The 24,838-nt window shown below is 68.4% G+C and carries 26 protein-coding genes and 1 pseudogene; 13 read left to right on the top strand and 14 right to left on the bottom strand.

Features of this window, described 5'->3' with window-relative positions; genetic code table 11:
* Positions 1-20: 20 nt before the first annotated feature.
* Together FHX42_RS15045 and FHX42_RS15040 are read right to left on the bottom strand one after the other, a co-directional pair.
* A complete protein-coding gene (locus FHX42_RS15045) occupies positions 21-1,211 on the bottom strand; it encodes an acyl-CoA dehydrogenase family protein (protein WP_182545023.1) in 1,191 nt (396 codons plus the stop codon).
* Between the two features lie 13 nt (positions 1,212-1,224).
* On the bottom strand, positions 1,225-2,427 hold the full coding sequence (locus FHX42_RS15040) for a CaiB/BaiF CoA transferase family protein (RefSeq protein WP_182545022.1): 1,203 nt from the start codon (positions 2,425-2,427) through the stop codon (positions 1,225-1,227).
* Positions 2,428-2,585: 158 nt separating this feature from the next.
* On the opposite strand from FHX42_RS15040, the gene FHX42_RS15035 reads away from it, so the two are divergent.
* Entirely contained in the window at positions 2,586-3,248 is a 663-nt protein-coding gene (locus tag FHX42_RS15035) for a GntR family transcriptional regulator (RefSeq protein WP_182545021.1), read from the top strand.
* Positions 3,249-3,289: 41 nt separating this feature from the next.
* Here the strand turns inward: FHX42_RS15035 and FHX42_RS15030 are convergent, their stop codons facing one another.
* The 3 genes from FHX42_RS15030 to FHX42_RS15020 form a co-directional block, all read right to left on the bottom strand.
* Positions 3,290-4,150 carry a 3-hydroxybutyryl-CoA dehydrogenase gene (locus tag FHX42_RS15030; RefSeq protein ID WP_328796171.1) on the bottom strand — a complete coding sequence of 287 codons (861 nt, stop codon included), beginning with the start codon at positions 4,148-4,150 and terminating at the stop codon, positions 3,290-3,292.
* Positions 4,151-4,260: 110 nt separating this feature from the next.
* Positions 4,261-4,944: a dienelactone hydrolase family protein gene (locus FHX42_RS15025; protein WP_407926247.1), complete on the bottom strand. Its 684-nt coding sequence runs from the start codon at positions 4,942-4,944 to the stop codon at positions 4,261-4,263.
* Positions 4,934-5,467, bottom strand: coding sequence for a hypothetical protein (locus FHX42_RS15020; protein WP_182545019.1), 534 nt, complete (start codon positions 5,465-5,467; stop codon positions 4,934-4,936). The genes FHX42_RS15025 and FHX42_RS15020 overlap by 11 nt, the downstream gene beginning before the upstream one ends.
* A 156-nt stretch (positions 5,468-5,623) precedes the next feature.
* On the opposite strand from FHX42_RS15020, the gene FHX42_RS15015 reads away from it, so the two are divergent.
* Positions 5,624-6,856 carry a serine hydrolase domain-containing protein gene (locus FHX42_RS15015; protein ID WP_182545018.1) on the top strand — a complete coding sequence of 411 codons (1,233 nt, stop codon included), beginning with the start codon at positions 5,624-5,626 and terminating at the stop codon, positions 6,854-6,856.
* A gap of 45 nt (positions 6,857-6,901) precedes the next feature.
* Here FHX42_RS15015 and FHX42_RS15010 read toward each other — a convergent pair whose 3' ends face one another.
* The 3 genes from FHX42_RS15010 to FHX42_RS15000 form a co-directional block, all read right to left on the bottom strand.
* Complete coding sequence (locus FHX42_RS15010) at positions 6,902-7,228, bottom strand: DUF2795 domain-containing protein (protein ID WP_182545017.1); 327 nt, start codon at positions 7,226-7,228, stop codon at positions 6,902-6,904.
* Positions 7,229-7,275: 47 nt separating this feature from the next.
* Complete coding sequence (locus tag FHX42_RS15005) at positions 7,276-8,418, bottom strand: baeRF2 domain-containing protein (RefSeq protein ID WP_182545016.1); 1,143 nt, start codon at positions 8,416-8,418, stop codon at positions 7,276-7,278.
* A 73-nt stretch (positions 8,419-8,491) separates the two neighbouring features.
* On the bottom strand, positions 8,492-9,064 hold the full coding sequence (locus FHX42_RS15000; RefSeq protein WP_182545015.1) for a type 1 glutamine amidotransferase domain-containing protein: 573 nt from the start codon (positions 9,062-9,064) through the stop codon (positions 8,492-8,494).
* 147 nt (positions 9,065-9,211) lie between these two features.
* On the opposite strand from FHX42_RS15000, the gene FHX42_RS14995 reads away from it, so the two are divergent.
* A complete protein-coding gene (locus tag FHX42_RS14995; RefSeq protein WP_182545014.1) occupies positions 9,212-9,664 on the top strand; it encodes a peroxiredoxin in 453 nt (150 codons plus the stop codon).
* Positions 9,665-9,723: 59 nt separating this feature from the next.
* Here the strand turns inward: FHX42_RS14995 and FHX42_RS14990 are convergent, their stop codons facing one another.
* Positions 9,724-10,722, bottom strand: a complete 999-nt coding sequence (locus FHX42_RS14990) for a sugar ABC transporter substrate-binding protein (protein ID WP_182545013.1) — start codon at positions 10,720-10,722, stop codon at positions 9,724-9,726.
* 116 nt (positions 10,723-10,838) lie between these two features.
* On the opposite strand from FHX42_RS14990, the pseudogene FHX42_RS14985 reads away from it, so the two are divergent.
* Positions 10,839-12,200, top strand: a pseudogene (locus FHX42_RS14985) (RNA-guided endonuclease InsQ/TnpB family protein).
* On the opposite strand, the gene FHX42_RS14980 reads toward FHX42_RS14985, so the two are convergent.
* Both FHX42_RS14980 and FHX42_RS14975 read right to left on the bottom strand, forming a co-directional pair.
* The gene (locus FHX42_RS14980; protein WP_182545012.1) at positions 12,136-13,173 is read right to left on the bottom strand and encodes an ABC transporter permease; all 1,038 of its coding nucleotides are present in this window, start codon (positions 13,171-13,173) and stop codon (positions 12,136-12,138) included. The pseudogene FHX42_RS14985 and the gene FHX42_RS14980 sit on opposite strands and share 65 nt — an antisense overlap.
* Positions 13,166-14,608, bottom strand: coding sequence for a sugar ABC transporter ATP-binding protein (locus FHX42_RS14975; protein WP_328796168.1), 1,443 nt, complete (start codon positions 14,606-14,608; stop codon positions 13,166-13,168). Before FHX42_RS14975 ends, FHX42_RS14980 begins: the two co-directional genes overlap by 8 nt.
* A gap of 307 nt (positions 14,609-14,915) precedes the next feature.
* Here FHX42_RS14975 and FHX42_RS14970 point away from each other — a divergent pair, with 307 nt between their 5' ends.
* Positions 14,916-16,493 (top strand): serine/threonine-protein kinase, encoded by a 1,578-nt coding sequence (locus FHX42_RS14970; protein ID WP_328796167.1) that lies wholly within the window; start codon positions 14,916-14,918, stop codon positions 16,491-16,493.
* On the opposite strand, the gene FHX42_RS14965 is transcribed toward FHX42_RS14970, so the two are convergent.
* Both FHX42_RS14965 and FHX42_RS14960 read right to left on the bottom strand, forming a co-directional pair.
* Positions 16,472-17,308, bottom strand: coding sequence for an SGNH/GDSL hydrolase family protein (locus tag FHX42_RS14965; protein WP_182545010.1), 837 nt, complete (start codon positions 17,306-17,308; stop codon positions 16,472-16,474). The genes FHX42_RS14970 and FHX42_RS14965 overlap by 22 nt on opposite strands.
* A gap of 98 nt (positions 17,309-17,406) precedes the next feature.
* The gene (locus FHX42_RS14960) at positions 17,407-18,471 is read right to left on the bottom strand and encodes a lactonase family protein (RefSeq protein WP_182545009.1); all 1,065 of its coding nucleotides are present in this window, start codon (positions 18,469-18,471) and stop codon (positions 17,407-17,409) included.
* Positions 18,472-18,634: 163 nt separating this feature from the next.
* Here FHX42_RS14960 and rocD point away from each other — a divergent pair, with 163 nt between their 5' ends.
* Entirely contained in the window at positions 18,635-19,870 is a 1,236-nt protein-coding gene (rocD, locus tag FHX42_RS14955) for an ornithine--oxo-acid transaminase (RefSeq protein ID WP_182545008.1), read from the top strand.
* A 74-nt stretch (positions 19,871-19,944) separates the two neighbouring features.
* Here rocD and zapE read toward each other — a convergent pair whose 3' ends face one another.
* Positions 19,945-20,979, bottom strand: a complete 1,035-nt coding sequence (gene zapE, locus FHX42_RS14950) for a cell division protein ZapE (protein WP_182545007.1) — start codon at positions 20,977-20,979, stop codon at positions 19,945-19,947.
* 34 nt (positions 20,980-21,013) lie between these two features.
* Here zapE and FHX42_RS14945 point away from each other — a divergent pair, with 34 nt between their 5' ends.
* The 7 genes from FHX42_RS14945 to FHX42_RS14915 all read left to right on the top strand — a co-directional run bounded on the left by FHX42_RS14945 (position 21,014) and on the right by FHX42_RS14915 (position 24,818).
* Entirely contained in the window at positions 21,014-21,781 is a 768-nt protein-coding gene (locus tag FHX42_RS14945; RefSeq protein ID WP_182545006.1) for a pyrimidine reductase family protein, read from the top strand.
* A 55-nt stretch (positions 21,782-21,836) separates the two neighbouring features.
* Positions 21,837-22,361 carry an Asp23/Gls24 family envelope stress response protein gene (locus FHX42_RS14940; RefSeq protein ID WP_182545005.1) on the top strand — a complete coding sequence of 175 codons (525 nt, stop codon included), beginning with the start codon at positions 21,837-21,839 and terminating at the stop codon, positions 22,359-22,361.
* 45 nt (positions 22,362-22,406) lie between these two features.
* Positions 22,407-22,754, top strand: a complete 348-nt coding sequence (locus FHX42_RS14935) for a hypothetical protein (protein WP_182545004.1) — start codon at positions 22,407-22,409, stop codon at positions 22,752-22,754.
* Positions 22,755-23,084: 330 nt separating this feature from the next.
* Positions 23,085-23,264: a DUF2273 domain-containing protein gene (locus FHX42_RS14930; protein ID WP_182545003.1), complete on the top strand. Its 180-nt coding sequence runs from the start codon at positions 23,085-23,087 to the stop codon at positions 23,262-23,264.
* The gene (locus tag FHX42_RS14925) at positions 23,261-23,668 is read left to right on the top strand and encodes an Asp23/Gls24 family envelope stress response protein (RefSeq protein ID WP_182545002.1); all 408 of its coding nucleotides are present in this window, start codon (positions 23,261-23,263) and stop codon (positions 23,666-23,668) included. Before FHX42_RS14930 ends, FHX42_RS14925 begins: the two co-directional genes overlap by 4 nt.
* Positions 23,669-23,670: 2 nt before the next feature.
* Entirely contained in the window at positions 23,671-24,207 is a 537-nt protein-coding gene (locus FHX42_RS14920) for a DUF6286 domain-containing protein (RefSeq protein WP_182545001.1), read from the top strand.
* Complete coding sequence (locus FHX42_RS14915) at positions 24,204-24,818, top strand: alkaline shock response membrane anchor protein AmaP (RefSeq protein ID WP_182545000.1); 615 nt, start codon at positions 24,204-24,206, stop codon at positions 24,816-24,818. Before FHX42_RS14920 ends, FHX42_RS14915 begins: the two co-directional genes overlap by 4 nt.
* The last annotated feature ends 20 nt before the right edge of the window (positions 24,819-24,838 follow it).

Raw genomic sequence — 24,838 nt, 5'->3', positions numbered from 1 at the left:
GCGTCCCGTGGTTCACCGACTCAGTCGCGGAACGCCGAGAGCCCCGTCATGGCCTGGCCGATGGTCAGCGCGTGCATCTCGTCGGTGCCCTCGTAGGTGCGCACCGACTCCAGGTTGGTCATGTGCCGGATCACCGGGTACTCCAGCGAGATTCCCCCGGCACCCAGCACGGTGCGAGCGGTGCGGGCGACCTCCAGCGCCCCACGGACGTTGTCCAGCTTGCCGAAGCTCACCTGCTGCGGCAGCAGGGTTCCGGCGTCCTTGCGGCGGCCGAGGTGCAGCGCCAGCAACCGGCCGTTGTGCACGCGCACCGCCATATCGGCGAGCTTGGACTGGGTGAGCTGGAAACCACCGATCGGCCTGCCGAACTGCTGGCGGTCGGTGGAGTACTCCAGCGCCGTCTCCAGGCAGCTACGCGCCGCTCCGTTGGCCCCCCACACGATCCCGTATCGCGCCTCGTTGAGGCAGCTCAACGGGCCGCGCAGCCCTTCGGACTCCGGCAGCACCGCCGCTGCGGGCAGCCTGACCTCGTCGAGCACGAGTTCGCTGGTCACCGAAGCGCGCAGCGACATCTTCCTGGTGATCTCCGGTGCCGAGAAGCCGCGAGCGTCGGTGGGAACCACGAAGCCACGTACTCCCTCGTCGGTCCGCGCCCAGACCACGGCGACATCGGCCACCGTCCCGTTGGTGATCCACATCTTGCGCCCGGTGAGCACCCAGTCCGATCCGTCCCTGCGCGCGAAGGTCCGCATCGCGGCCGGGTCGGAGCCGTGGTCGGGTTCGGTCAGACCGAAGCACCCGATCGCCTCACCCGCGGCCATCCTCGGCAGCCACTGCTGCTTGTGCTCTTCCGAGCCCCAGCGCCAGATCGCGAACATCGCCAACGAGCCCTGCACCGACACCAGTGAGCGCAGGCCCGAGTCGCACGACTCGAGTTCCTCGCAGGCCACGCCGTAGTCGACCGCGGACATACCGGCGCAGCCGTAGCCGTGCAGATGCATGCCGAGAACACCGAGCTTGCCGAGCTCACGCGCGAGCTCGCGGACGGTGGGCATTTCCCCGCGTTCGAACCAGTCGGCCACGTACGGCGTCACGTGGTCGCGGCACAACGCGCGCACGCTGTCCCGGATGGCCACTTGCTCGGTGCTGAGCTCGTCGTCGATACCCAGCGGGTCCCGGGGATCGAACGTGGGGCGGGCGCTGGAGTTCATCGGTAGTCTCCTTCTAGCTGCTGCCGGTTTCCGACTCGACAGGGGGATTCGGAGGGGGAACGGGCTCGTCGGTGTCCACCCGACCGAGCCACTGCAGGATCTCCTCGGTGTGCTCACCGAGCTTCGGTGGCGCCACGGGGGTCGCGCAGCCGGATTCGGAGAAGTCGATGGGCATGCGGACCTGAGCGACATCGCCACCGCTCGGGGTCACGGTCGGGCTCAGCCCGAGGGACTCGGCGTAGTCCACGGCCTGCGAGATCCCGTTGACCTGCCCGCAGGCGACCCCGACCCGCTGCAATCGTTGCTGCCACGCGGCTGCGGGCCGGGCACCCAGCACGTTCTCCAGCATCGCCACCAGCTCGGAGCGGTGGGCGACCCGGGCCGAATTGGTCGCGAACCGCTCGTCCTCGGCCAGGCCCACGAGGCCGAGGGCCTCGGTGAGCTTTCGGAACTGGGCGTCGTTGCCGACCGCCACGGCCAGCGGCGCGTCCTCGCACCGCAGGGTCTCGTACGGGGCGATACTCGGGTGCTGGTTGCCCATCGGTTCCGGATCGATCCCCGTGGCCAGGTACCCACCGACCTGGTTGACCAACCCGGACAGCAGGCTGGACAGCAGGTTGACCTCGATGTGCTGACCCAGTCCGGTGCTCTCGCGCTCACGCAGTCCGGCCATGATTCCCAGCGCGGCGTCCTTGCCGGTCAGTACGTCCACGACGGCCACCCCCACCTTCGTGGGTTGCCCCTGCGACGTGCCGGTGATGCTCATCAGGCCGCCCACGGCCTGTACGACGAAGTCGTAACCGGGCAGCTCCGCGCCCTGATCGCTGCCGAATCCCGAGATCGACGCGTACAGCAGCCCCGGATTGTCCCTTCGGAGGCTCTCGTAATCCAGGCCGTGGTCGGCCAACGCACCCGGGCGGTGGTTCTCCACCAGAACGTCGGCACGCCTGCCCAACTCGACGGCGGCCGCACGGTCCTCCTGTCGTCTCAGGTCCAGCGTGACACTGCGTTTGCCACGGTTCAGCGACTCGAAGTAGGAAGAGCTGTGCGTCGTCCACGGCGGTCCCCACTGGCGGGTGTCGTCCCCGCTCTCCGGCCGCTCGACCTTGATCACGGTGGCACCCAGGTCCGCCAGCAGCATGGTCGCGTAAGGACCGGCGAGGACCCGGCTGAAATCCGCGACCACCACGCCCTCCAGGGGAAGCGCTCGTGCCATCGGAAGGATCCAACCTTTCCGCGTACACACCGTTGGGCACGCACTCGTCGACTGGTGGTTTGCATCACGGTAATTTTGGATCCAATATACAGTTGTTGCCGTACGGGTCAACCTCTCAGCACGAGTCCGGCCTCCCACCGAAGGACCACGGAACCGCCATGCCACGACCCCCCACCACCCAGGAGTTCGTGCTCGACGAGCTCAGGAAAGCGATCGTCGCCGGACGGCTGCGTCCCCGGGATCCGATCAGGCAGGACACGATCGCCCATCGGCTCGGGGTCAGCCGGGTCCCGCTCCGGGAGGCGCTCAAGACCCTCGAGGCCGAAGGGCAGGTCGTCTACCGGCCGCACCGGGGGTACTCGGTCGCCGAAATGTCACTCGCCGACCTGCTCGAGGTGTACCGGCTGCGCGAACTGCTGGAGTCGGAGGCGGCCGAGGCCGCCGTGCAGCGGTTCACCGATGCCGAGCTGACCCGGGTCACCGACGCGCAGCACGACGTCGAAGAGGCCGCACGCACCGGCGATGTCATCGCGATGATCGCGGCGAACCGGCGCTTCCACTTCGCCGTGCTGGAGCCGTGCGGGATGCCCCGGTTACTGCGCATCGTGGGCACGCTGTGGGACGCCACCGACGCCTACCGCGCCGTGTACTACAACTCGGAGGTCAACCGCGTACGGGTCTGCCACGAGCACGAAGCGATCGTGGGAGCCGTGCGGCGCCGGGACGCCGCGGAACTCACGGCGGCTCTGACCGCGCACCGCCAGCACACGGTGGAGTCGTTGGAGGGAACCATCGACACCCGGGAGGAAACCGACCCCTGAGCACCCGGGCGGACCCGCCCGGGTCTCGCCCGGGTGCGTGTTCAGGTGTAGCTGTAGAAGCCCTGCCCGGACTTCTTGCCCCACAGGCCCGCGTCGACCATGCGCTGCAACAGCGGCGGCGCGGCGCAGTTGGGGTCCTTGTACTCGGCGTACATCGAGTCGGCGATCGCCTTGACGGTGTCCAGACCGACCATGTCCGCCAGCCGCAGCGGCCCCATCGGGTGCGCGCAACCGAGCACCATGCCGTTGTCGATGTCCTCGGCCGCGGCCGTTCCGGCCTCCACCATGCGGATCGCCGAGAGCAGGTACGGCACCAGCAGCGCGTTCACGACGAACCCGGAGCGGTCCTGCGCGCGGATCGACTCCTTGCCCAGCCGGTCGGTGGCGAAGTCGGTGACGCGCTGCACCGTTTCGGCGCTGGTCAGCAGGGACGGGACCAACTCGACCAGCTTGAGCACCGGAACGGGGTTGAAAAAGTGCATGCCGATGACGTGCTGCGGGCGCTGGGTGGCCGCGGCGAGCTTGGCGATCGGGATGGACGAGGTGTTGGAGGCGAGAACGGCCTCGGAGCCACCGACCGCCTCGTCCAACTCGCCGAAGACCCGGGTCTTGATGTCCTCGTCCTCCGCGGCCGCCTCGATCACGAGATCGCGATCGCCGAGATCGGCCAGCGAGGTGGTGAATCCGATGTTGTCCCAGGCCGCGCCCCGGTCGTCCGCACTGATTTTGCCGCGTTCGACCCCGCGGTCCAGGGAGCCGCGAATCCGCGAGCGGCCCGCCTCGACGGCGGAGTCACCGACCTCGGCGACCGTCACCCGCAGCCCGGCCCGGGCGTTCACCTCGGCGATCCCCGAGCCCATCAGTCCCGCACCGACCACACCGACACGTTCGATCTCGGCCACCACACGTTCCTTTCGTCACGGGCGCCGGGCCCCGGCTGTTGCGTTGGCCCGCCGATGATGTCAAAACCACAGGTTACTGACTGGTAAGCGTGCTGCACGCCACCACCCGTTCATCCCACGTGGCGACTCAACCAGTCGGCAGCCGCGGCCGAAACCTGCTCGAGAGCGCCGGGCTCTTCGAACAAGTGCGTCGCGCCCTCAACCACACGGACTTCGCACCGGGTCGGCATCCTCTCGGCGACTCCGAGGTTGAGCGCGAGGACTTCCTCGTCCCGCCCACCGACGATCAGCAACGTGGGCGCACGCACGTCCTCCACCGGTCGTGGTGCCAGATCGGGACGCCCACCGCGTGAGACCACGGCGCGTACCGCATCGGGGCGTTCGGCCGCGGCACCCAGCGCGGCGGCGGCACCCGTGCTGGCACCGAACAGGGCCACCGGTAGCTCCCGCGTCCGCTGATGCTCCGACAACCGGTCCACCGCACCGAGCACCCGTCGCGTGAGGAGGACGATGTCGAAACGCAGCTGCGCACCCCGGTTCTCCTGCCGCTCCTCCTCTGCGCTGAGCAGGTCCATCAGCAGTGTCGCCAGTCCCGACCGCCGGAGTTCGGTGGCCACCCGGCGATTGCGACTGCTGTGCCGGGAAGAACCGCTGCCGTGGGCGAAAACGACGACCCCCCGCGCCTCGTCGGGAACGGTGAGGTCACCGAGCAGCTCCCCCACCCCCCGCCCACCGATCGCGGGCAGGACCACCTGCCCGCTTCCGGTGATCGGCTCCGCGTGCTCAGCGCCCACTGTCCTCCACCCTCTCGGCGCCCTCCTCCGGTGCCCGAGTGGGGGCGATCTCGTCGCTCTCCATGTCGGCTCCCTCCGCCGTCGTCGCCGACAAACCGGTGGGCTCCGTCTCGTCGCCCTCCAGCACGGCGCCGTGCCGGGCCTCGACGGGTTCGGTGTCCTCGCCGGGCTCCACCCCGTCTGCGATCTCCGCGCCGGCACGCTCGTCGACGGACTCGTCGAGCTCGTGCACGCGAGTCTCCGTCAGGGGTTCCGAGGCTTGGCGAGTGTCGACGTCGGGACGCTCCTCGGTCAGGCGCTCCTCCAGGGGCTCGGTCTGGCGTTCGTCGCGCGGCCTGGGCCGCCCCTCGGCCACCGTCGACCAGCGTTCCGGAGGTTCGATCCCCTCCTCCAGCGGATCGGCCGCCAACTCGTCCTCGTCCAGATCACCGGCCGCCTGCATACCGGCGGCGTCCTCCGGGTCCTGGGGATCCGGTTCGACCTCGTTGGCCGACGGTGTCTGGGCGTCGAACGGATCCGACATCGCTGCCGCTCCCTCGTGCTACGGGGTCAAGGGTGTTCCCGTTCGGATTACCCACGTCGCCGTCGTTCCACTCCTCACCGCTCGGTCGGGTGGCGTCCCGTGGTTACCGGAAAGTAGAACGGGATCGAGAACATCGTCGGCAGGAGGAGGACGAGCGTGGGTCAGCTACAAACCGAGGTCGACCCGGCCGAGGTCGGGTTCGACGCCGAACGGTTGCAGCGCATCGACCGGCACTTCGAGCACTACGTCGCCGACGGCAGGCTGCCGGGGTGGCTGGTCCTCGTGGCTCGTCACGGCAAGATCGCCCATCTCAGCACGTGCGGGATGCGGGACGCTCAGGCGGGACTTCCCGTGGAGACCGACACCCTGTTCCGCATCTACTCGATGACCAAGCCGATCACCTCGGTGGCGGCGATGATGCTCTACGAACGGGGCTTGTTCGAACTGACCGACCCGGTGAGCCGGTTCATCCCCGAGTTCACCGAGCAGCGGGTCTACATCAACGGTGCTCCCCAGCAGCCACGGACCCGCCCGGCCACGGAACCGCTCCGGATCTGGCACCTGCTCACCCACACCGCCGGCCTGACCTACGGCTTCCACCGGACGCACCCGGTGGATCAGATGTATCGGGACCAGGATTTCGAGTGGGGACATCCGGCCGGGCTCGATCTCTCGGGGGCCTGCGCGGCGTGGGCGGAGCTCCCGTTGCTGTTCGACCCCGGCACGGCGTGGAACTACTCGGTGGCCACCGACGTCCTGGGACGGGTGATCGAGGTCGCTTCGGGTCTCGATCTCGACGAGTTCTTCCGAACCAACATCCTGGAACCGCTGGACATGCGCGACACCGCCTTCAGCGTCGAGGAGCGCGACCGGGACCGCCTGGCCGCGCTCTACACCGCCGACCGTGCGGGCAGGGCCGTGCGCAACGACAAGTTCGGGCGAGCCGCCCACCATCCACCCCGGGTGCTCTCCGGAGGCGGTGGGCTCGTCTCCTCGGCCCGGGACTACCACCGTTTCACCCAGATGCTGCTACGCGGTGGGCAGCTCGACGGGGAGCGTCTGTTGAGCAACCGCACCGTGGACTACATGACCCGCAACCACCTTCCCGGCGGAACGGATCTGGAAACCCTCGCGATGGGCTCGTTCTCCGAGGCGGCCAACGCGGGTAAGGGCTTCGGACTCGGGTTCTCCGTCGACGAGGACCCCGCAGCGGCCAAGGTGCTGTCCTCGAAGGGCGAGTTCGGCTGGGGCGGCGCGGCCAGCACCGCCTTCTGGGTCGCCCCGCGGGAGGAACTCACCGTGCTGTTCCTGACCCAGCTGCTGCCCTCCAGCACCCACCCGATCCGCTCCCAGCTGCACCAACTCGTCTACCAGGCCCTGGTCGACTGAATCCGTCCGTGCCCCCGGGACGTCGCCGGGGGCACGGGCGTCTCCTCAACTGCCGCGGTTCTCGCCGAGTTCCTCCACGATCGGGTTGTTCGGGGTCCGCGTCTGGTGCTCGGCCAGGCCGCTGCCGGTGTCCTGACGGTCCTGCTGGGCCTTCTCGGAATCCGACTGGCCCTCCTCGGCTCCCTTGTCCAACCACACCGAACGCTCCACCTCGGTCAGGTTCGCGTACTCGGCGGGAGGCATCGCACGCAGCGCGTGGATCGTGGACTCGTCGGCACCGTTGTTCCTCGCGTGCTCGACGAGGTCCTCCTTGCCTGCCGGAAAGTCCACTTCCAGCAGGCTTTCCTCCAGAGCGTGACGGTCGGTCGCCATGATTTCCTCCGATTCGTGCCGCTGAGCTCTCCCCTCCGGGGGAGAACTCAGCCGGCGGTGCTCACGTCGCTGTACCGCAGCACCGCACCGATACCGCCGTCCAGTTCCACCTTGCCGGGGTCGACGAACACCAGCTCCGCGTCCGTGCCGACCAGGGCGCGCACGACCGCCGCGTCGGCGGGCACGGTCGTGATGCCGTCGACCCCCATCCGCTCCAGTTCGGTGCCGTTCACGGCGACCTCGTTGGCCGCGGGGCCGATCCGCAGGGTTTCGAACTCCCCACCGACTCCGGAGGAGGCGCGAAGCAGCGTCCGTACCTGCCCCCGCTGGAGGGCCCCCACGACCGACTGCCAACCGTGCACCGCGCGATCGTGCTCGCCGCGTTCGCGCTCGAACTCCTGGATCGTCTCGGCCTCCCGCGCCTCGACCGCCGAGCGGATGCTCTCGGAGACCTCCTGCTGCAGCACTTCGTCCGAGGCCTTGCGATCACGATGACCGGCCCCGGTCGTCATGACCATGTCCTGCAGCTTCTTGCGCAACCGCTCGTGGACGAGCCCGCGCTGCTGCTCGGTACCGGCGAGCACGATCCTCTCGGCCCCGGCGCTCAGGGCTCGGTCGTCGATCTCGGCGGCCACGTCGGCGGCGTTGCGCGCCCAGTGCTCCTCGACGGCCCGCTGGTGCCCGCGTTCGTTGGACATACCCGGGCTGGGGGTCTTCCGAATGGGATGACCACCACTGCCGTGCACCTCGGTGTCGGTGCTCTCCCTGGCGGCGTTGACCGTCGTGATGTCGGCCCCCTCGTGGTCGACGACGGCGACCACGTACGGAATGCGCGCGCCACGCATCCGCAGGTACGGCATCAAGTGCGGCAACGCACCGAAACCGGCCCGCTCGTCGTCGGAGAAGTCGGTGGGCGGCTGTGGAAGCTCGTCGGAGAAGACCACCCGTCCCTGACTGGCCACGAGCAGCCGGCCACGTTGCCCGGTACGCCACTGGTGGTCGCTCAACGCGCCCGCGAGCGTCTGCAGGGTCAACTCGTCGGCTCCTCGCTCGGCCAGCTGCTGCCGAGCCGAGCGCCACCGCAGGTCGATCGCCTGGGCCGCCTCCTCGGTGTCCGCCGAGGTGTCGAGGTAGACCGTGGCGAACGGACCGTCGTGTTCGTACACGCCCTGCAGAAATCCGAGCTTCATCAGCGCTGCTCTCCACTCTCGGTATTCGTGGCCGTTCCCGAACGGCCACCGTCCCGCGACTCGACCGGGTCCGTCACGCGCTGCGAGCCTGCTGACGGTGCTTGCCCTCGGAGATCTCCTCGACGAGCTTGTCGCAGAAAGCGGGGAGGTCGTTGGGGTTGCGGCTGCTGACCAGTCCGCCGTCGGTGACCACTTGCTCGTCGACCCACTCGGCACCGGCGTTGCGCAGGTCGGTGGCCACGCTCGGGTAGGAGGTCAGTCGGCGCCCACGAACGACGTCGGCCTCGATGAGCGTCCACGGACCGTGGCAGATCACCGCCACCGGCAGCTGCTTCGCGAAGACCTCCTTGACGAAGTTCACCGCTTCGGGGATCTGACGCAGCATGTCCGGGTTCGCCACGCCTCCGGGAAGAACCAAACCGGCGTAGTCGTCCGGACTCACATCGGTGACCACGCGGTCGACGGTGAACGTGTCCGCCTTGTCCAGGTGATTGAACGCCTGCACGGAGCCGCTCTGCACGGACAGCAGTTCGGGTTGTGCGCCGGCTTCTCGCACGGCCTTCCAGGGTTCGGTCAGCTCGACCTGCTCGACCCCCTCGGGAGCCACCAGGAAGGCGACTTTGAGACCTGTCAGACTCGAGCTCATTCTTGCCTCCCTTGCTCGTTGCCGATGGGCATCCGTAAGGTGCCCGCACTCCTCCTCGAGCTACCCGCACGCCTGGGACTCGAAACGTCGCCGCGTGTGAGGATGGAAGGCGGCGTCGGAGATGCCGAGGCAGGAAGAGGAGGCCCCATGCGACAGGGCGACATCGTCGAGGACTTCGAGCTGCCCGACCACAACGGCACGGTCCGCAGGCTCTCCGATCTGTTGACCGGTGGGCAGGTGGTGTTGTTCTGCTACCCCGCCGCCACGACTCCCGGATGCACGGCGGAGGGGTGTCACTTCCGCGATTTGGCGACCGAGTTCGCCACGCTCCACGCGCAGCCGGTCGGCCTCAGCGCCGACCCGGTCGCCAAGCAGTACGAATTCGCCACCGCGAACTCCTTCGATTTTCCCCTGCTCTCGGACTCCACCGGCTCGGTCACCGAGGCACTCGGGGTCAAGCGCCGTTTCGGCCCGCTACCGGTCAAGCGCCACACCTTCGTCATCGATCGCGACCGTCAGATCCTGCGGATCATCCGCAACGAGTTCCGAATGACCGTGCACGCGGACAGGGCGCTGGAATACCTCCGCGCCCACAAGTAAACCTCCTCCTGCGCTTCGGCGGTGCGGACGGTGCTGCCGTCCCGCACCACCGCACACCGCTACTGCGGTGGATCGGCACAGCTCGGGTTCAGCAGTCGCTGAACCTCGGGAGCGTCGAGATTCCCGCGGTGGATCAGCATCGAACCGGTGTCGGTGTCGTGGAAGCCGGAAGCACCGCCACGGATCTTGCGGATGGTGGCGTCGACGGAGGCATAACCCATCTTGAACGGGTTCTGCCCGATCAGGCCGGTGACCACTCCGTCGCGGAGCGCCTCGATCTGGCCTTCCGAGGTGTCCCAGCCGACGATCTCGATCTCGCCGGCCTTGCCCGCCTGCCGCACGGCCTCGGCCGCGCCCAGCACGCTGGGTTCGTTGGCCGCGTATATCGCGTCCAGCCCCGGGTTGGCGGTGAGAATGTCCTGAGTGACCTGCAGGGCCCTGTTGTAGCTGCTGTCACTGGACTGCTGGGCGACCAGTTCCAGCCCCGGATGCTTGGCCATTCCGCGCTTGAACCCCTCCACCCGGGTCTCGTTGGTGCTGGTACCCGGCTGGAACTCGATGAGCGCCACCTCTCCCCGCCCTCCGAGCTCGCGAGCCAGGAAATCCGTTCCCCGTTCGGCAGCGGCGACGTTGTTGGTGGCGAACACCGGCACCTGCGGGGGCTGTGGTGTCGTACCCGAGTCGATGTTGGCCACGGTCGTGTTCTGCGCCAGCGCCGTCTTGGTGACCTCGGACAACGCCTTGGCATCGGTGGCGGCGTAGACCAAGCCGTCCACCCCCTGGGCGAGCAGGTTCTGCAGCAGACTCTGCTGTCCGCTGACATCGCTCTCGGACGTCACGCCGTTCCAGTAGAAATTGATGTTCTCGTGCCGGGAGGCCGCGCACTCCGCCCCGAGGCGAACCTGCTCCCAGAAGCTGAACCCGATGGCCTTGGGCACGGCGGCGAGTCGGATGGTGCCGTCGGAAGCACCCCCTCCACCGTTCGGTTCCCGGATTTTGACCGTGCATCCGGAAACGAGCACCAACAGCATCAGCACGGCGGGCAGCACTCTCTTCATCTTTTCTCCAATCGGCGGAAACCCCGGCGTTCACGCAGGGGAGGAGCCGATCCCGAGTGCTCTTGAGTGACCACCCCGAAGATCGGATTCATATACAAACGTGCCAGCATGCAAGCATGAGCCGAACGCAGGTGGCTCGGGCGTACAAGTACCGCTTCTCCCCCACTGCGCAGCAACAGCAAGAGTTGCTGCGCACGTTCGGCTGTGTCCGCAAGGCGTACAACCTCGCACTGAATGCGCGGTCCCGCGCGTGGTTCACCGAGCAACGTCGGGTGAACTACGCCGAAACCTCGGCGATGCTGACCGAGTGGAAGCGCTCCGAGGAGCTCTCCTACCTCAGCGAAGTGTCCTCGGTACCGCTTCAGCAAGTCTTGCGGCACCTGCAAGGCGCTTTCACGAACTTCTTCGACAAACGCGCGAAATACCCTCGCTTCAAGTCCCGGAAGAAGTCCCGCCAATCGACGGAGTACACCCGGTCCGGGTTCACCTGGCGCGGCGGACAGCTCACGTTGGCGAAGATGCGTGAACCCCTCAACATCGTGTGGTCCCGACCGCTGCCCGAGGGGGGCGAGCCGTCCACGGTCACGGTCTCGCGTGACGCGGCCGGCCGGTGGTTCGCCTCGATCCTGGTCGAGACCAGCACCGAGCATCACGCACCCAGCGATCAGGCGATGGGCGTGGACGCGGGGATCGAGTCGCTGGTGACGCTGTCGACCGGGGAGAAGGTCACCAATCCGCAGCACGAGAAGCGGGACCGCAGGAAGCTGGCGAAGACCCAGCGGGAAATGCCCCGCAAGCAGCCCGGCTCGAACAACCGGGCCAAGGTGGCACAGCAGGTGGCCCGCGTGCACGCGCGGATCACCGACCGAAGGACAGACCACCTGCACAAACTGTCGTCTCGACTCATCCGTGACAACCAAACGGTCGTGATCTAGGACCTCTCCGTGCGGACCATGCTCGCCAACCACCACCTGGCGCGGGCGATCTCGGACGCCTCGTGGTCGCAGTTCCGCAGCATGCTGGAGTACAAAGCCCACTGGTACGGCCGCGAGGTCATCGTGGTCGACCGCTGGTTCCCGGCCAGCAAGACCTGTCCGGCCTGCGGCAGGCTCACCGCAGCGATGCCACTGCACATCCGCACCTGGACCTGCACCGGGTGCGGTGCCACGCACGACCGCGACATCAACGCCGCGAAAAACATCTTGGCCGCCGGGCTGGCGGTGTCGGCCTGTGGAGCCGGTGTGGGACCTCAACGGGAGACCTCCCGGACGGGGCAGTCGGCCAGGAAGCAGGAACCTTCGGCCGCGAGACCGAGGGGAAACCCCGCCCCCCAGGACGGGGAGTGGTCAAGGCAGCTGTTTCCCTTGCTCGAAGCGACCCTGTGCGAAACGCCGGACGGACGGGACGAGAGGGCTACCCACTGTCCGCTCCGAGCTTGCGTCGCTGGTAGCGATCCCACCAGACCGCGAGCCAAATGATCACGCCGATGAGAACGTTCTGGTAGAAGGTGTTGATCCCCAGCTGCACGGCACCGTTGCGGATGACCGCGACCAGGAAGGCACCGATGAGCGAGCCCCACACGGTGCCCCTGCCGCCGAACAGGCTCGCACCGCCGATGACGACCGCGGCGATCACGTCGAGTTCCAGTCCCTCGCCGAAGTTCGGCTGCCCGGAGTTGATCCGGGAAGCCGCGATCATGCCACCGAGCCCGGCCAGCGCACCGGAGAGCACGTACACGGAGGTGGTGTGCCGCTTGACCGGCACACCCGACAACCGGGCCGCCTCCGAATTGGACCCCATCACGTAGGCGTAGCGACCGAGCCGGGTGCGGGTCAGCACGAAATGTCCGCCCAGCGCCACCACCACGATGACCAGGATCGGGATCGGAACGACGCCGATCACTCCCTGGCCGAGCAGCCGGAACGACTCGGGAGCGCCGAAGACCGCGACAGCACCGGTGACGATCAGTACCAGTCCACGGGCGACACTGAGCATCCCGAGCGTGGCGATGAACGGGGGGAGTCCGACCATGGACACCAACAACCCGTTGACCAGCCCCGCGGCCGCTCCGATGACGATGCCGCCGAGGACGCCGATCAACGGGTTGAACCCGAAGGTGGCCATCAACATCACACCGACCACCCCGGACAGCGCCGCCACCGACCCCACCGACAGATCGATCCCACCGGTGATGATCACCAGTGTGACCCCGACGGCCATGACCGCCTTGACCGAGGTCTGCGATCCGAGGTTGAACAGGTTGTCGGCGGTGAGGAACGACGGCGCGATGATCGAGAGCACGATGAACACGACGATCAACGCTCCGGCGGCGGCCACCTGCGAGATCGCCCCGGACAGGCGGTCGCTCAAGGAGCGGACGAGCCCCCGTCCTGCCTCCGGCTCCCGCCCTCCGGTCGGCTGCTGCTCGCTCGTCGGAGTCTGCTCACTCATGATTGTCCTTCGCTCCTGTCGCCAGTGCGACGATGCGCTCCTCGGAGAATTCCTCGCGCGCCACCTCACCCACGAGCCGGCCCGCGCGCATGACCAAAATCCGGTCGCACATGTTCATCAGCTCCGGCAGATAGCTGGAGATGAGCACGATCGACCGCCCCTGCGAGGCCAGGGAGTCCAACTCGGCGAACATCTCCGACTTGGCTCCGACGTCCATCCCCCGACCGGGCTCGTCGCAGAACAGCACCTCGGCACCGGCCTCCAGCCAGCGCGCCAGCACGACCTTCTGCTGGTTGCCGCCCGAGAGCATCCGCACCGGTCTGCTCGTCCGGGGAGTACGGATCCGCAGGTTGTCCCGGTGCCGCTGGGTCAGCTCGCGTTCCTCGCTCAAGTCGATCAGAACGGACCACATCGGCAGCCGCGCCAGCGTGATGTTCTTGTCCACGCCCAGTTGCAGTGCGAGTCCGTCGTCCTTCCTGCTCTCGGTCAGGTAACCCAGACCGGCGGCGATCGCGTCCGCGGGACCGCGGATCCTGAGCGGCTTCCCGTCGAGGGAAACCGTGCCGGAATCGGGCACCTCGGCACCGAAGACCGAACGTGCGAGCTCGGTACGACCGGCACCGACCAGTCCGGCCATCCCCACGATCTCGCCCGCACGAACGTCGAAGGACACATCACGAACCTGCCCGCCTCGGCTGAGACCGCTGACGCTGAGCCGTACCGGACCCAGTTCGGTGTGCGTGCGCGGATAGAGGTTGTCGACGTCGCGACCGACCATGAGCCGCACGAGTCGCGCCTCGTCCAGCTCGGAGACCGGGCTGGTCTCCACGACCGCGCCGTCGCGCATCACGGTGACCCTGTCGCCGACCTCGAAGATCTCGTCGAGCCGGTGGGAGATGTAGAGCACGGCGATCCCCCGGCGGCAGAGTTCACCGATGATGCCGAACAGTTCCCGCCCCTCGCCCTCGGTCAGACTGGCGGTCGGCTCGTCGAGAATGAGCACGCCGGCGTCGACGGCCAGCGCCTTGGCGATCTCCACTCGTTGCTGCTGGGCCGTGGACAGGGACCCCACTTTCCGCTCCGGCACGATGTCGAGCCCCACGCGGGCGAGCAGTTCCCGGGCGTTCCGCCGCTCCCTGCCCTTGGCCACCCAGCCGAAACGACCCGGTTCCTGCCCGATGAACAGGTTCTCCGCCACGGACAGGTCGGGGGCCAGGGCGAATTCCTGGTGCACCATCGAGACACCGAGTTCGCGAGCGGCACCGGGACCCTGGTGACTCACCGGCTTGCCACCGATCTCGATCGTGCCGGAGGTTGGCGCCTCGATCTGGGCGACCATCTTCATCAGCGTGGACTTGCCCGCGCCGTTCTCACCGGCGAAGACGTGGACTTCGCCCGCGGCGACACCGAGATCTACTTCGGAGACGGCGATCACGCCGGGAAATCGTTTACTGACTGCCGTGAGCCTCACGGCGAGCGGCACATCACCTTCGTGGGAACGCACGCTCTCCGCCACGGCGAACCTCCCTCGTTCGGCGTCGACCAGCTCCGGAGTGATGCGGATCATACAAAACCCACCGGCCCCCCGAAAGGGTTCGCGACGAAACCGAGTAACCGATTACTGACGGGAGGAGCGCGAACACCCACCCTCCGTTGTCGCGGCGGGCACCTCGGCGGGTGATTCCAGCACCCCCGGGAAAGGGCCCGTAAGCTCACGGACAAGCATCGCGAACAGGAGGGACGTGGACGTGCAGCCGCTGCTCGCCGGTGAACCGAGCCGGGTCGGTGACTACCGGCTACTCGCCCGCCTCGGCAAGGGTTCGATGGGCTCGGTGTACCTGGCGCGTTCGCGCGGGGGTCGAACGGTGGCCGTCAAGGTGGTCCGCTCCGATCTCGCGGAGGATCCGCAGTTCCGGGAACGGTTTCGCCGGGAGGCGGCGATCTCCCGGACCGTCGGCGGGTTCTGGACGGCCGCGGTCGTGGACGCCGATCCGGAGGCCGAGCAGCCCTGGCTGGCCACCGAGTACGTTCCCGGGCCCACACTGCACCAGGCCGTGGCCGAGAACGGGCCGCTTCCCGAGCAAACCGTCGGGGCACTGGCCGCGGGGCTGGCCGAGGCACTCGGTGCCATACACGCCGCCGATCTGGTGCACCGCGACCTCAAACCCGCCAACGTGCTGATCGGCCCGGACGGGCCCAGGGTGATCGATTTCGGGATCTCCCGGGTGATGTCGTCCAGCGCGATGACGGCCACCGGGACGTTCTTCGGCACTCCCGGCTACTTCTCCCCGGAACAGACCGAGGGCAGTGAGGTCGGGCCCGCCAGCGACGTGTTCTCCCTCGGCGCCGTCCTGGTGTTCGCGGCGACGGGACACGGCCCCTTCGGTGAAGACGGCACCGTGGCCATGCTCTACCGGGTCGTGAACTCCGAGCCGGAGGTCGGCGACGTCCCCGCGAGCCTGCGGCCCCTGGTAGCCGCCTGCCTGGCCAAAAAACCCGCCGAACGCCCCACGCCGACCATGATCCTGGATCGGGTCGGCGGTGCCGGACCACAGGGCCGCCAGTGGCTCCCCGCTCAGGTCACGGCTTTGATCGACGAGAACACCACACGGCTGCAGTCCATGGACGAGGTCGTACCCGCGACTCCCGAACCGCAGTCCCCCAGACCACCGACGCGCGCCTACGATCCGGTGCTTCCCGAGCCGCCGGTGGCGCCGCCACCTCGGCAGGCCGAGGCAGCCGGACCTTCCCACCCCCGAACCGCCTCCTCGAAACCGGCGGGCGCCCCGCTGGTGCGCAAGGACAATCCGGGAGCGGTTTTCCGCACGGGAAGGCGCAGTGGTGCGGTGGCCTACGCCGCGATGGTGTTCCTCCTCGCTTACGGCGCTTACGCGTCCCGGGGTGCCATCGAAATCGCGGAAAACGCCCGTGTGATCTTTCTGCTCGGCGTGGGGTGCCTGGTCCTCAGTGGCGTGCTGTCGCTGGTGCGGGCCCTGCTTCCGGGACTGCGCCTCAAAGTCAACAGCGACGGTCTGCTCGTGTCCCGGGTGGGACTGTCCCGGCAGATCCCCTGGAACCACGTCAGTAGGGTCGGGCTCGTGGGGAGCGGCAAGAAGCAGACCGTGGCGGTCTGGGTCGCCGCCGGCACCCCCGCGCCGAGATCCACCTGGTGGCACCGCGTTCGTGGCTACCACGGGGGTACCAAGGTGTTCCCCGTCGGCTCCACCGGCGGGTTGTGGACCCGCCGGTGGCAAGCCAAACGGATGCGGGACGCGCTGTACCGGTACGCCCCCCGCGTCTACGACGCCAGGCTGCTCTGATCCCGTTCGGACACCACCTGCCGGATCGAATCGGTCACCTCGGGCAGGTATCCCCGGGCGTGTCCCATCGCGTTCGGGTGGAAGGACTCCGAAATCGGACTGGTCAGTCCGTTGATCCAGGGCTGCGCGCCGCACGCGCCGTGGCCGGCGAAGGAGTCACGGACGCCGGTGAAGACGAAACCCGCCGCCCTGGCCTGCTGTTCGATCACCTCGTCGAGGGTGTCGGCGGCGTCGTTGAGACGCTGCCTTTCGAATTCGCTGAGCACGGTCTCGCAGGAACCGAGCTCGAACAACCGGGGGTAACCGACCGCGATCACCTCGGCCTTCGGGGCCGCCTCGGCGATGGCCGCGTAGGTGTCGGTCAACAGACCGGGAAGCTGTCCGGTGGCGAACGTCTCCGCCTGGTCCACGGCCATGTCGCAGGACTTGTCGGGGCCGATCACGCAACTGGTCACCACCGAGGCGAACCCGGCGTCGTTGCCACCTACCGAGACGGTCACCACGTCGGTACCGCTGCTCAACGCGTCAAGCTGCTCGGTCCGCACATCCGTGGTCACCGCACCGCCGCACGCGGCGAAGCCGAAATCGTCCACTCCGGACCGATCGGCCGCCAGCGCGGGGTACGCCTTGGGACTGCGCTTGCAGTCACCGCTTTCGGGGTAGTACTCACCGATCCCCACACCGGAGGCGTAGGAGTCGCCGAGCGCCACGTATTCCAGGGTCTCGGTGGTGCCACCGGCGGAGGGAGCCGCCAATGGCAGGAGCGCACTCGCGAGCACGGCACTCACGCAGGCTGACAGCCGGGTTCTGTTCATCGGGAAACGCCTCCTCGGGAAAAAGGACCTGGATCAGTGACTACCAGTCCGATCAGCACCGAGGAAGCACCGTGTCAGTGCTCGAACACAGAAAGACACTATTGGGCGACAGCCATAGGGAGGACGCAGGCCGGAGTGGGCGTGTCCACCGGCTCGGAAGGCTCCCCCGGCTCCCCCGTCTCTCCCAGTGGGAACGTCCGCACCGTCCCACTGTCCTGCCCCGCCACGAACAGCATGCGACCACGCGAGCACAGACTGATGTGCCTGGGCAGGGCGACTCCGGCCGGGTGGACACCGAGCAGCCGGAACTCGCCGCCGTCGGCTCCCGAGTCGAACACCGCGATGCTGTCGTGACCGCGGTTGGAACCGTAGACGTAGCGCCCGTCGGGCGAGACCACGACCTCGGAGGCCAGGTTCGGACCGGAGTGATCCTCCGGCAGTGTGGACAGTGATCTGCCCCGGCGCAACGATCCCGTACGCGCGTCGTAGTCGAACTCGGTCATGGTCGAGGCCAGCTCGCTGAGCAGGTACAGCCGGTCTCCGGCCGGGGAGAAGGCCAGATGGCGTGGCCCCGTTCCCGGCGGCATGAACATCTCCTGGCCGTCGACGAGATGGCCGCTCTCGGCGTCGAAGCCGTAGACGTGGACCGAGTCGGTCCCCAGGTCCACGGTCAACACGTGACCCCCCTCGGGGTCGGCGATGATCTGGTGCGCGTGCGGGCCGCGCTGCCGGTCGGGATCGGCCCCAGAACCGCTGTGCTGAACGACGTGGCAGGGCTCGCGCAGCGCACCGCCCTCGCCGACCTGATACACCACCACGTTGCCCGAAACGTAGTTCGCCGTGAACACGTACCTCCCGCAGGGATGCACGCTCACGTGGCACGGCCCCTCTCCCCCCGACGGTTGCGAGTTGACCTCTCGGAGGGTCCCGTCGGCACGGACCGCGAAGGCGGTGACCCTGCCCTCGGAAGTCTCGTTGACGGCGTACAGCATCGACCCGTCGGGAGCCGGTGCCAGGAAAGACGGATCCGGCGTGTCGGCGACGAGATCGACGTGGCCGATCCTTCCCTCGGCGTCGACATGCGCGAGCCCTATCCCGTGGGCCGCCGAGTCCTCGCCGGTATAAGCACCCAGGTACATCCGGTACTCGACGTGATCAGTCATCGACGACCCTCCCGCTCGGATATTCAGGTTCTCCCACGTTGCCACGGAGGATCGACACGAGCACAAGATTCCCGTGCCTGTCACCTGAACGACGCAACGAACAATCGGAAAAAGCAACATGTCACGGCTGAAAGCAATGGTCTCGCCGACATAGTCTGTGGGCATGACTGCCGTCCCCACCAGTGCCGACGTCCTGCCCACCGACGCCAGTGAGTTCCGCGCTCTCGACGAGCATTACAGCGCGCACAACTACCACCCGCTACCGGTGGTGATCGCGGAGGCGTTCGGATCACGGGTGACCGATGTCGACGGTCGGGAGTACCTCGACTTTCTCGCCGGGTACTCGGCGCTGAACTTCGGTCACCGCCACCCCGATCTCACGGCCGCGGCGGTCGAGCAACTCAACCGGGTCACGCTGACCAGCCGAGCCTTCCACCACGACCAGCTGGGCCTGTTCTGCCGGGAGCTCGCCGAGCTGACGGGCACCGAGATGGTGTTGCCGATGAACTCGGGAGCCGAGGCCGTCGAGTCGGCCATCAAGGTCGCCCGCAAGTGGGCCTACCAGGTCAAGGGCGTTCCCGAGGACGGCGCCGAGATCATCGTGGCCGGATCGAACTTCCACGGGCGCACCACCACCATCGTGTCCTTCTCCACCGACTCGGAGGCACGTGCCGAGTTCGGTCCCTTCACACCGGGCTTCACCGTGACCGACTACGGCGACGCCTCGGCGGTGGAGGCGGCGATCACCGAGCGCACCGCGGCGATCCTGGTGGAACCCGTCCAGGGCGAGGCGGGCGTGGTCGTCCCCGAACCGGGGTACCTGCGCGAGCTGCGCCGGACCTGCGACGAGAACGAGGTGCTGCTGATCGCCGACGAGATCCAGTCCGGCCTCGGACGCACCGGTGAGCTGCTGGCCAGCGCGCACGACGGCATCCGTGCCGACCTCTACACGTTGGGCAAGGCGCTGGGCGGCGGCATCCTGCCGGTCTCGGCCGTGATCGGCAGTCGTGACGTGCTGGGTGTGCTGCGGCCGGGAGAGCACGGCTCGACCTTCGGCGGTAACCCGCTGGCCTGCGCGGTGGGGCGCGCGGTGGTGCGGCTGCTCGGTGACGACCACTTCCCGCACCGGTCACGCGAGCTCGGCGCTCACATGCACGATCGTCTCGGCGCGCTCGTCGGACACGGTGTGACGGCGGTTCGCGGGCGCGGCCTGTGGGCCGGGGTGGACATCGCCGAGGACGGTCCGAGCGGTCGAGCGGCCAGCGAGGCACTGGCCGAGCGGGGCGTGCTGTGCAAGCACACGCAGGACAACACGCTGCGGATCGCTCCACCGCTGGTCATCAGCCGGGAGGATCTCGACACCGGCCTCGACGCCGTCACGGAGGTGCTGGGGCGCTGAGTACCGCCTCGCTCGCGGCGCGGGCGAGGCCTGTGGGCCGGGCGTTCCGGACGAACACCGCCCGGCCCACCACGTCAGGACTTGGCCAGATCGCGGGACAGCGCCGTCAGGCGGCTGATCGCCCGCAGGTACTTCTTGCGGTACCCACCGCGCAACATCTCCTCGGTGAACAGGGCCGACAGCGGTTCACCGGAAGTCTTGACGGGCACGGCCCGGTCGTAGAGCCGGTCGGCCAGCGCCACCAGACGCAGTGCGACGTTCTCGTCCGGTGCCGCGTGCACACCGCGAAGGTGCACCGCATCGACCCCCTCGACGAGGCGCCCGTACTTCGAGGCGTGCAAGCTCGCCAAGTGCTCGCACAGCTCGTCGAAGTCGTCCAGCGTCGCTCCCTCGGTCGCGACGGCCACCTCGGTCAGCTCCTCGTCGCTCATCGGCTCCGGAGCCTCGGGCATCCCGCGGTGTCGGTAGTCCGGGCCGTCCACGCGCACCACGCCGAACCGCGACGCCATGGCGTGGATCTCCCGCAGGAAGTCCTCGGCCGCGAAACGTCCCTCCCCGAGCTTGCCGGGCAGCGTGTTCGACGTGGCCGCCACGAACACGCCCGCGTCGGTGAGCTTGGACACCAGCTGCGTGACCAGCATCGTGTCGCCCGGGTCGTCGAGTTCGAACTCGTCGATGGCCAACAGCCGATGCTGTGACAGACGGCGGACGGTCTCGGCGAAGCCGAGCACGCCGACCAGGTTCGTCAGCTCGACGAACGTGCCGTAGGACTTCGGCCCGGGCACGGCGTGCCAGATGGAGGCCAACAGGTGCGTCTTGCCGACCCCGAAACCACCGTCGAGGTACATGCCCGGCTTGCCGTCGGAGCGGGCCGCCTTCCGGCCCCCGAACAGGCTGCGGAACCACGATCCCCGCTGATCCGTGGCCGATCTCACCCTTTCCGCGAACTCACGGCACGCCGTGAGAGCGGCCTGCTGACTGGGCTCGTCGGGATTGGGAACGTAGTTCTCGAAGCGCACGTCGTCGAACCTCGGCGGTGGCGCCAGCGCATCCACCAACTCGTCCGCACTGACTTCGGGGCGGCGATCGGTCAGGCGCGGGGTGGGCATGTCAGCACTGTAACCGGCGTGTTGGGATGGCCTTGTGAACAGCCCCCGGGTAGACAAGCTCTGGCCGACGGACGAGGGGAACCGCGCGGACGAGGAGCTGGAGGCGTACTACGCCTACCCGAGTCCGCTCGAGCGCCCCTGGGTGCGCGTGAACTTCGTGTCCAGCCTCGACGGCGCCGGCACGGTGGACGGCACTTCACGCGGACTCTCCAGCCCCACCGACCGGCGCGTGCTCGGCCTCATCCGGGATCTCTCCGACGTCGTCCTGGTCGGGGCCGGTACGGCCATCGCCGAGGGCTACGGGGGGATCAAGCGCAAACCGGCCCGCACCGACCGACGCCGTCGACACGGGCTCTCCGAAGTACCCCCCGTCGCCGTGGTCAGCCGGCACTGCTCGCTGGCCCCCGAGTCCGCTCTGCTGACCGACACCGTGGTGCCGCCGATCGTGCTCACCTGCGCCGACGCACCCGTCGAGCGACGCCGGGCGCTGACCGAAGCGGGCGCCGACCTCGTGCTCGCCGGCGAGCACGAGGTGGATCTGCACGAGGTGCTGGCCGCGCTGGAGGCCAGGGGACTGCGCCGAATCGGTTGCGAAGGCGGTCCGATGCTGTTCGGCGACCTCGTCGACCACGACCTCGTCGACGAGCTGTGCCTGTCCGTCTCGCCACTGTTGACCGGTGGTGACGCCAACCGGATAGCCACGGGGACGAGCACGCAGCGACCGCGTCGGATGCGGCTGCTCTCCGCGCTGCACGCCGACGACTCGCTGCTGCTGCTTCGTTACGGGAGAATGGCGGGGTGACCGAAAACTCGGGCTCCTCGTTCGGCGAGACACCCCATGACGAGAGGACCCCTCGATGACTCAGAGTTCGCAGACAGATTCGGGGTCGACCCGCTCAAGGGAACAGGAGGGCACGACCGAGACCACCGCGATCCCCGAAGCCCGTACCGGCGCCTCGCCCGCACGCCTGGCCGACGACACCTCGCAGGGCAAGACCACCATTTCCGCCTCGGTGGTGCAGAAGATCGCCGGAATCGCCACGCGCGAGATCTCCGGGGTGTACGCGATGGGTGGTGGTGTCTCCCGCGCGTTCGGCGCGATCCGGGAGCGTATCCCCGGTGGCGGCAGCGGCACCTCGAACGTCTCGGGAGTGCAGGTGGAGGTCGGTGAGAAGCAGGCGGCCGTCGACCTCGACATCGTCGTGGAGTACGGCGCCTCCATCGTCGAGCTGGCCCGTGCGGTTCGCCGGAACGTGATCCAGGGGGTGGAGCGGATGTGCGGACTGGAGGTGACCGAGGTCAACATCGCCGTCAACGACATTCATCTGCCCTCGGACGAGGAGGCGGACAACGGTGGCACCGGTTCCTCCCGCGTGGAGTGACCCACTTTCTCCCGTGACGGTACCGATTCCGAACGGCGGCGCGCGATGACGACCCCGGAGCAACATCACGAGAACTCGGCGGCGGACTTGGCCGACCGGGTGGCCGAGGTCGTCCTGGAACATCCCTGCGTGGTCCGGCTGCACGGCGGCGAGTTCGGCACGATCAGCACTCACCTGCCCGGACGCACCGTGACGGGAGTGCGCGTCGGCGAAGCGGACGAACCGATCGAGGTGGCGGTGGTACTGCGCCTTCGGCATCCACTGCCCGACGTCGTCACCGAGTTGCGCGAACGGGTCACGACGATCGCCGCCGTACCGGTGGACGTCACCGTCGGCGATGTCGTCGACGAACAGCGGAACGAACCCGGCACCGAAACCGGGAGTTGCTCATGACCGACGAAGACAGGACCGCGGGCCGGGCCGCCACTCCGTCGGCGGCGGTGCGGGCGTTCGCTCGTGCCCACCATCCCGACACCGGCGGGGACCCCGAGGTCTTCGCCACCGGGATGGCCGAACTGCAAAGAGCACGGGAACGGGCACGCCGCGGCCGAGAACCCGCGAAACGCCACGATCGCTTCGACGCACCGATCGTGGTGGTGACACGATCACGAGGCCCGTTCGGTCTCGCACAACGGCTCCGCGCATGGTATCTCCGGCACAGACGTGCACCACGGGTGTCGTGAATCCCGCACCCGTGCCGGTGTTCGCAGGAAGGACAGCTCGATGAACGCAACGCAGACCGGTCTGATAGCTGGGCTCGTCCTCGGTGTCGCGGTGGCGGTCGGCGGGTTCACCGCCTTCCTGATCACGCTCGCCGTGGGAGCGATCGGTCTGGTGATCGGTCGAATCCTCGACGGGGAGATGGAACTCGGTGACCTCTTCGGGCGAGGCAAGGATCGATGACCGAGACGGCCCACGACACCACCGCGCCATCCGAGTCGGCCACGTCGGCTGAGTCGACCGACCCCGCCGAGCGGGGCCACCTGGACATCGACCGCGCCGTCCTCCGCAAGATCGCCGAGCACGCCGCGAACCACGCCACCGGCGACGTCCGCGCACGCAGGCGCATCGCCGGGGTCGGACTCGGTGAGCACGGCGCCAGTGCCCGGCTCGCCGGCTCCGAGCGGCACCTGCGCATACGACTCGACCTGGCGGTGCACTATCCGTCTCCGGTGGGCCGCACGGTGAGCGCCGTCCGCGAACAGGTGCACGAGGAACTCGAACGGATCGCCGGGTGCCGTGTCCGCGCGATCGAGGTCACCGTCTCGGCGTTGGTCCCCGAGTCCCGAGCGCCCCGAGTGGAGTGAACATGCGCGCCCTGATCCGCTTGATCGCTGCCCTGCTGTGCCTGGTGCTCGCCGCGGTGGGAGCGCTGTTCATAGCCGAGGCCGCCTGGTTCCTGGCGTTTCCGAACGACGACTTCCTGCTGGTGGCCTGGCCGTCGATCCGGGCCGACCTCGCCGGCATCGCCTGGAACGGGACACCGGTCCGGATCTCGGGTGCGGTCATGGTGGTGGCCGGTCTGGTCCTGCTGGTGCTGGTGGCCCGGGCGAGGCGTGGAGAGATCCGGTTGCACGATCCCGCTCCCCAGGTCACGGTCACCACCGATCCGAAATCGCTGGCGAGGTTGATCGGACACCAGGTCCGCCTGCAGGAGGACGTCGCGAAGGCGTCCGTGACGGCACGGCGCAACCGGGTACGGGTCAGGGCCAGGGCCGAGATCGTCGACACCGGCGATCTCGACACCCGGTTGTCCGAACTGGCGACCGAGACCGTGCGGGAGCTGCCACTGCCAGCCGTGCCGAAAGTCTCCGTCTCGGTGCGACCGGCCAAGGAGCGACGATGACCGCCACGAGGACGACCGAGGGCCGGCCGAGCTCGACACCGATCGGCCGCTCGCTGGGTTTCGAACGTGCACTGGTGAGCGCGCTGGGAGTCCTCGCACTGCTGGCGGGGGCGTTCGCGCTGGTCGTGGCAACGGGATGGCTCGGCGTGTACCGAGCACGGCGTCCGGTGCTCGACCCGCTGGCGGTGCGGTGGATCCAGGATCGTTCCACGATCACGATCGTCTGCGCGATCGTGCTGGGTGTCGTGCTGCTCGTGCTCGGGCTCTGGTGGCTGGTGCGGATCCTGCGCCCGGAGCCCCGACCGAACGTCCGGCTCGGCGAGGGCCCGTCCGGGGCGACGATCACGGCCACGGCACTGACCGAGGCGGTTCGCGGCGACGCCCGCTCGCTCAGCGGGGTCAGCCGTGTCCGCGCACGTATGGCCGGAAGCGGCCGACACCGGCATCTGCGCCTCGTGCTGTCCCTGCGGGAGGGCACCGACGTGCGTCAGGTCTGGGACGAGCTCGATCGCAAGGTGCTGTCCCGGCTCCGCCGGAGCCTGGAGACCGAGACGGTACCCGCCGCGATCCGCTTCGAGCTGGAACGAGCACCTCGGCAACGGGTGCGTTGAGCACGATCGAGAACGGTTAG

Source organism: Halosaccharopolyspora lacisalsi, assembly GCF_014137975.1.
In the GTDB taxonomy this organism is placed as follows: domain Bacteria; phylum Actinomycetota; class Actinomycetes; order Mycobacteriales; family Pseudonocardiaceae; genus Halosaccharopolyspora; species Halosaccharopolyspora lacisalsi.
Note: the sequence above shows the minus strand (reverse complement) of the source record. Positions and strands in the feature narration are given on the sequence as shown.

Bases quoted from the DNA above. Each gene is read 5' to 3' on its own strand.
- FHX42_RS14930 (WP_182545003.1), top strand. From the start codon at position 23,085: ATGAACGCAACGCAGACCGGTCTGATAGCTGGGCTCGTCCTCGGTGTC.
- FHX42_RS15045 (WP_182545023.1), bottom strand. From the start codon at position 1,211: ATGAACTCCAGCGCCCGCCCCACGTTCGATCCCCGGGACCCGCTGGGT.
- FHX42_RS15000 (WP_182545015.1), bottom strand. From the start codon at position 9,064: ATGAGCTCGAGTCTGACAGGTCTCAAAGTCGCCTTCCTGGTGGCTCCC.
- FHX42_RS15020 (WP_182545019.1), bottom strand. From the start codon at position 5,467: ATGTCGGATCCGTTCGACGCCCAGACACCGTCGGCCAACGAGGTCGAA.
- FHX42_RS14935 (WP_182545004.1), top strand. From the start codon at position 22,407: ATGACGACCCCGGAGCAACATCACGAGAACTCGGCGGCGGACTTGGCC.
- FHX42_RS14990 (WP_182545013.1), bottom strand. From the start codon at position 10,722: ATGAAGAGAGTGCTGCCCGCCGTGCTGATGCTGTTGGTGCTCGTTTCC.
- FHX42_RS14995 (WP_182545014.1), top strand. From the start codon at position 9,212: ATGCGACAGGGCGACATCGTCGAGGACTTCGAGCTGCCCGACCACAAC.
- FHX42_RS14960 (WP_182545009.1), bottom strand. From the start codon at position 18,471: ATGACTGATCACGTCGAGTACCGGATGTACCTGGGTGCTTATACCGGC.
- FHX42_RS14925 (WP_182545002.1), top strand. From the start codon at position 23,261: ATGACCGAGACGGCCCACGACACCACCGCGCCATCCGAGTCGGCCACG.
- FHX42_RS15040 (WP_182545022.1), bottom strand. From the start codon at position 2,427: ATGGCACGAGCGCTTCCCCTGGAGGGCGTGGTGGTCGCGGATTTCAGC.
- FHX42_RS14915 (WP_182545000.1), top strand. From the start codon at position 24,204: ATGACCGCCACGAGGACGACCGAGGGCCGGCCGAGCTCGACACCGATC.
- FHX42_RS14940 (WP_182545005.1), top strand. From the start codon at position 21,837: ATGACTCAGAGTTCGCAGACAGATTCGGGGTCGACCCGCTCAAGGGAA.
- zapE (WP_182545007.1), bottom strand. From the start codon at position 20,979: ATGCCCACCCCGCGCCTGACCGATCGCCGCCCCGAAGTCAGTGCGGAC.
- FHX42_RS15035 (WP_182545021.1), top strand. From the start codon at position 2,586: ATGCCACGACCCCCCACCACCCAGGAGTTCGTGCTCGACGAGCTCAGG.
- rocD (WP_182545008.1), top strand. From the start codon at position 18,635: ATGACTGCCGTCCCCACCAGTGCCGACGTCCTGCCCACCGACGCCAGT.
- FHX42_RS14920 (WP_182545001.1), top strand. From the start codon at position 23,671: ATGCGCGCCCTGATCCGCTTGATCGCTGCCCTGCTGTGCCTGGTGCTC.
- FHX42_RS14980 (WP_182545012.1), bottom strand. From the start codon at position 13,173: ATGAGTGAGCAGACTCCGACGAGCGAGCAGCAGCCGACCGGAGGGCGG.
- FHX42_RS15010 (WP_182545017.1), bottom strand. From the start codon at position 7,228: ATGGCGACCGACCGTCACGCTCTGGAGGAAAGCCTGCTGGAAGTGGAC.
- FHX42_RS14965 (WP_182545010.1), bottom strand. From the start codon at position 17,308: ATGAACAGAACCCGGCTGTCAGCCTGCGTGAGTGCCGTGCTCGCGAGT.
- FHX42_RS15005 (WP_182545016.1), bottom strand. From the start codon at position 8,418: ATGAAGCTCGGATTTCTGCAGGGCGTGTACGAACACGACGGTCCGTTC.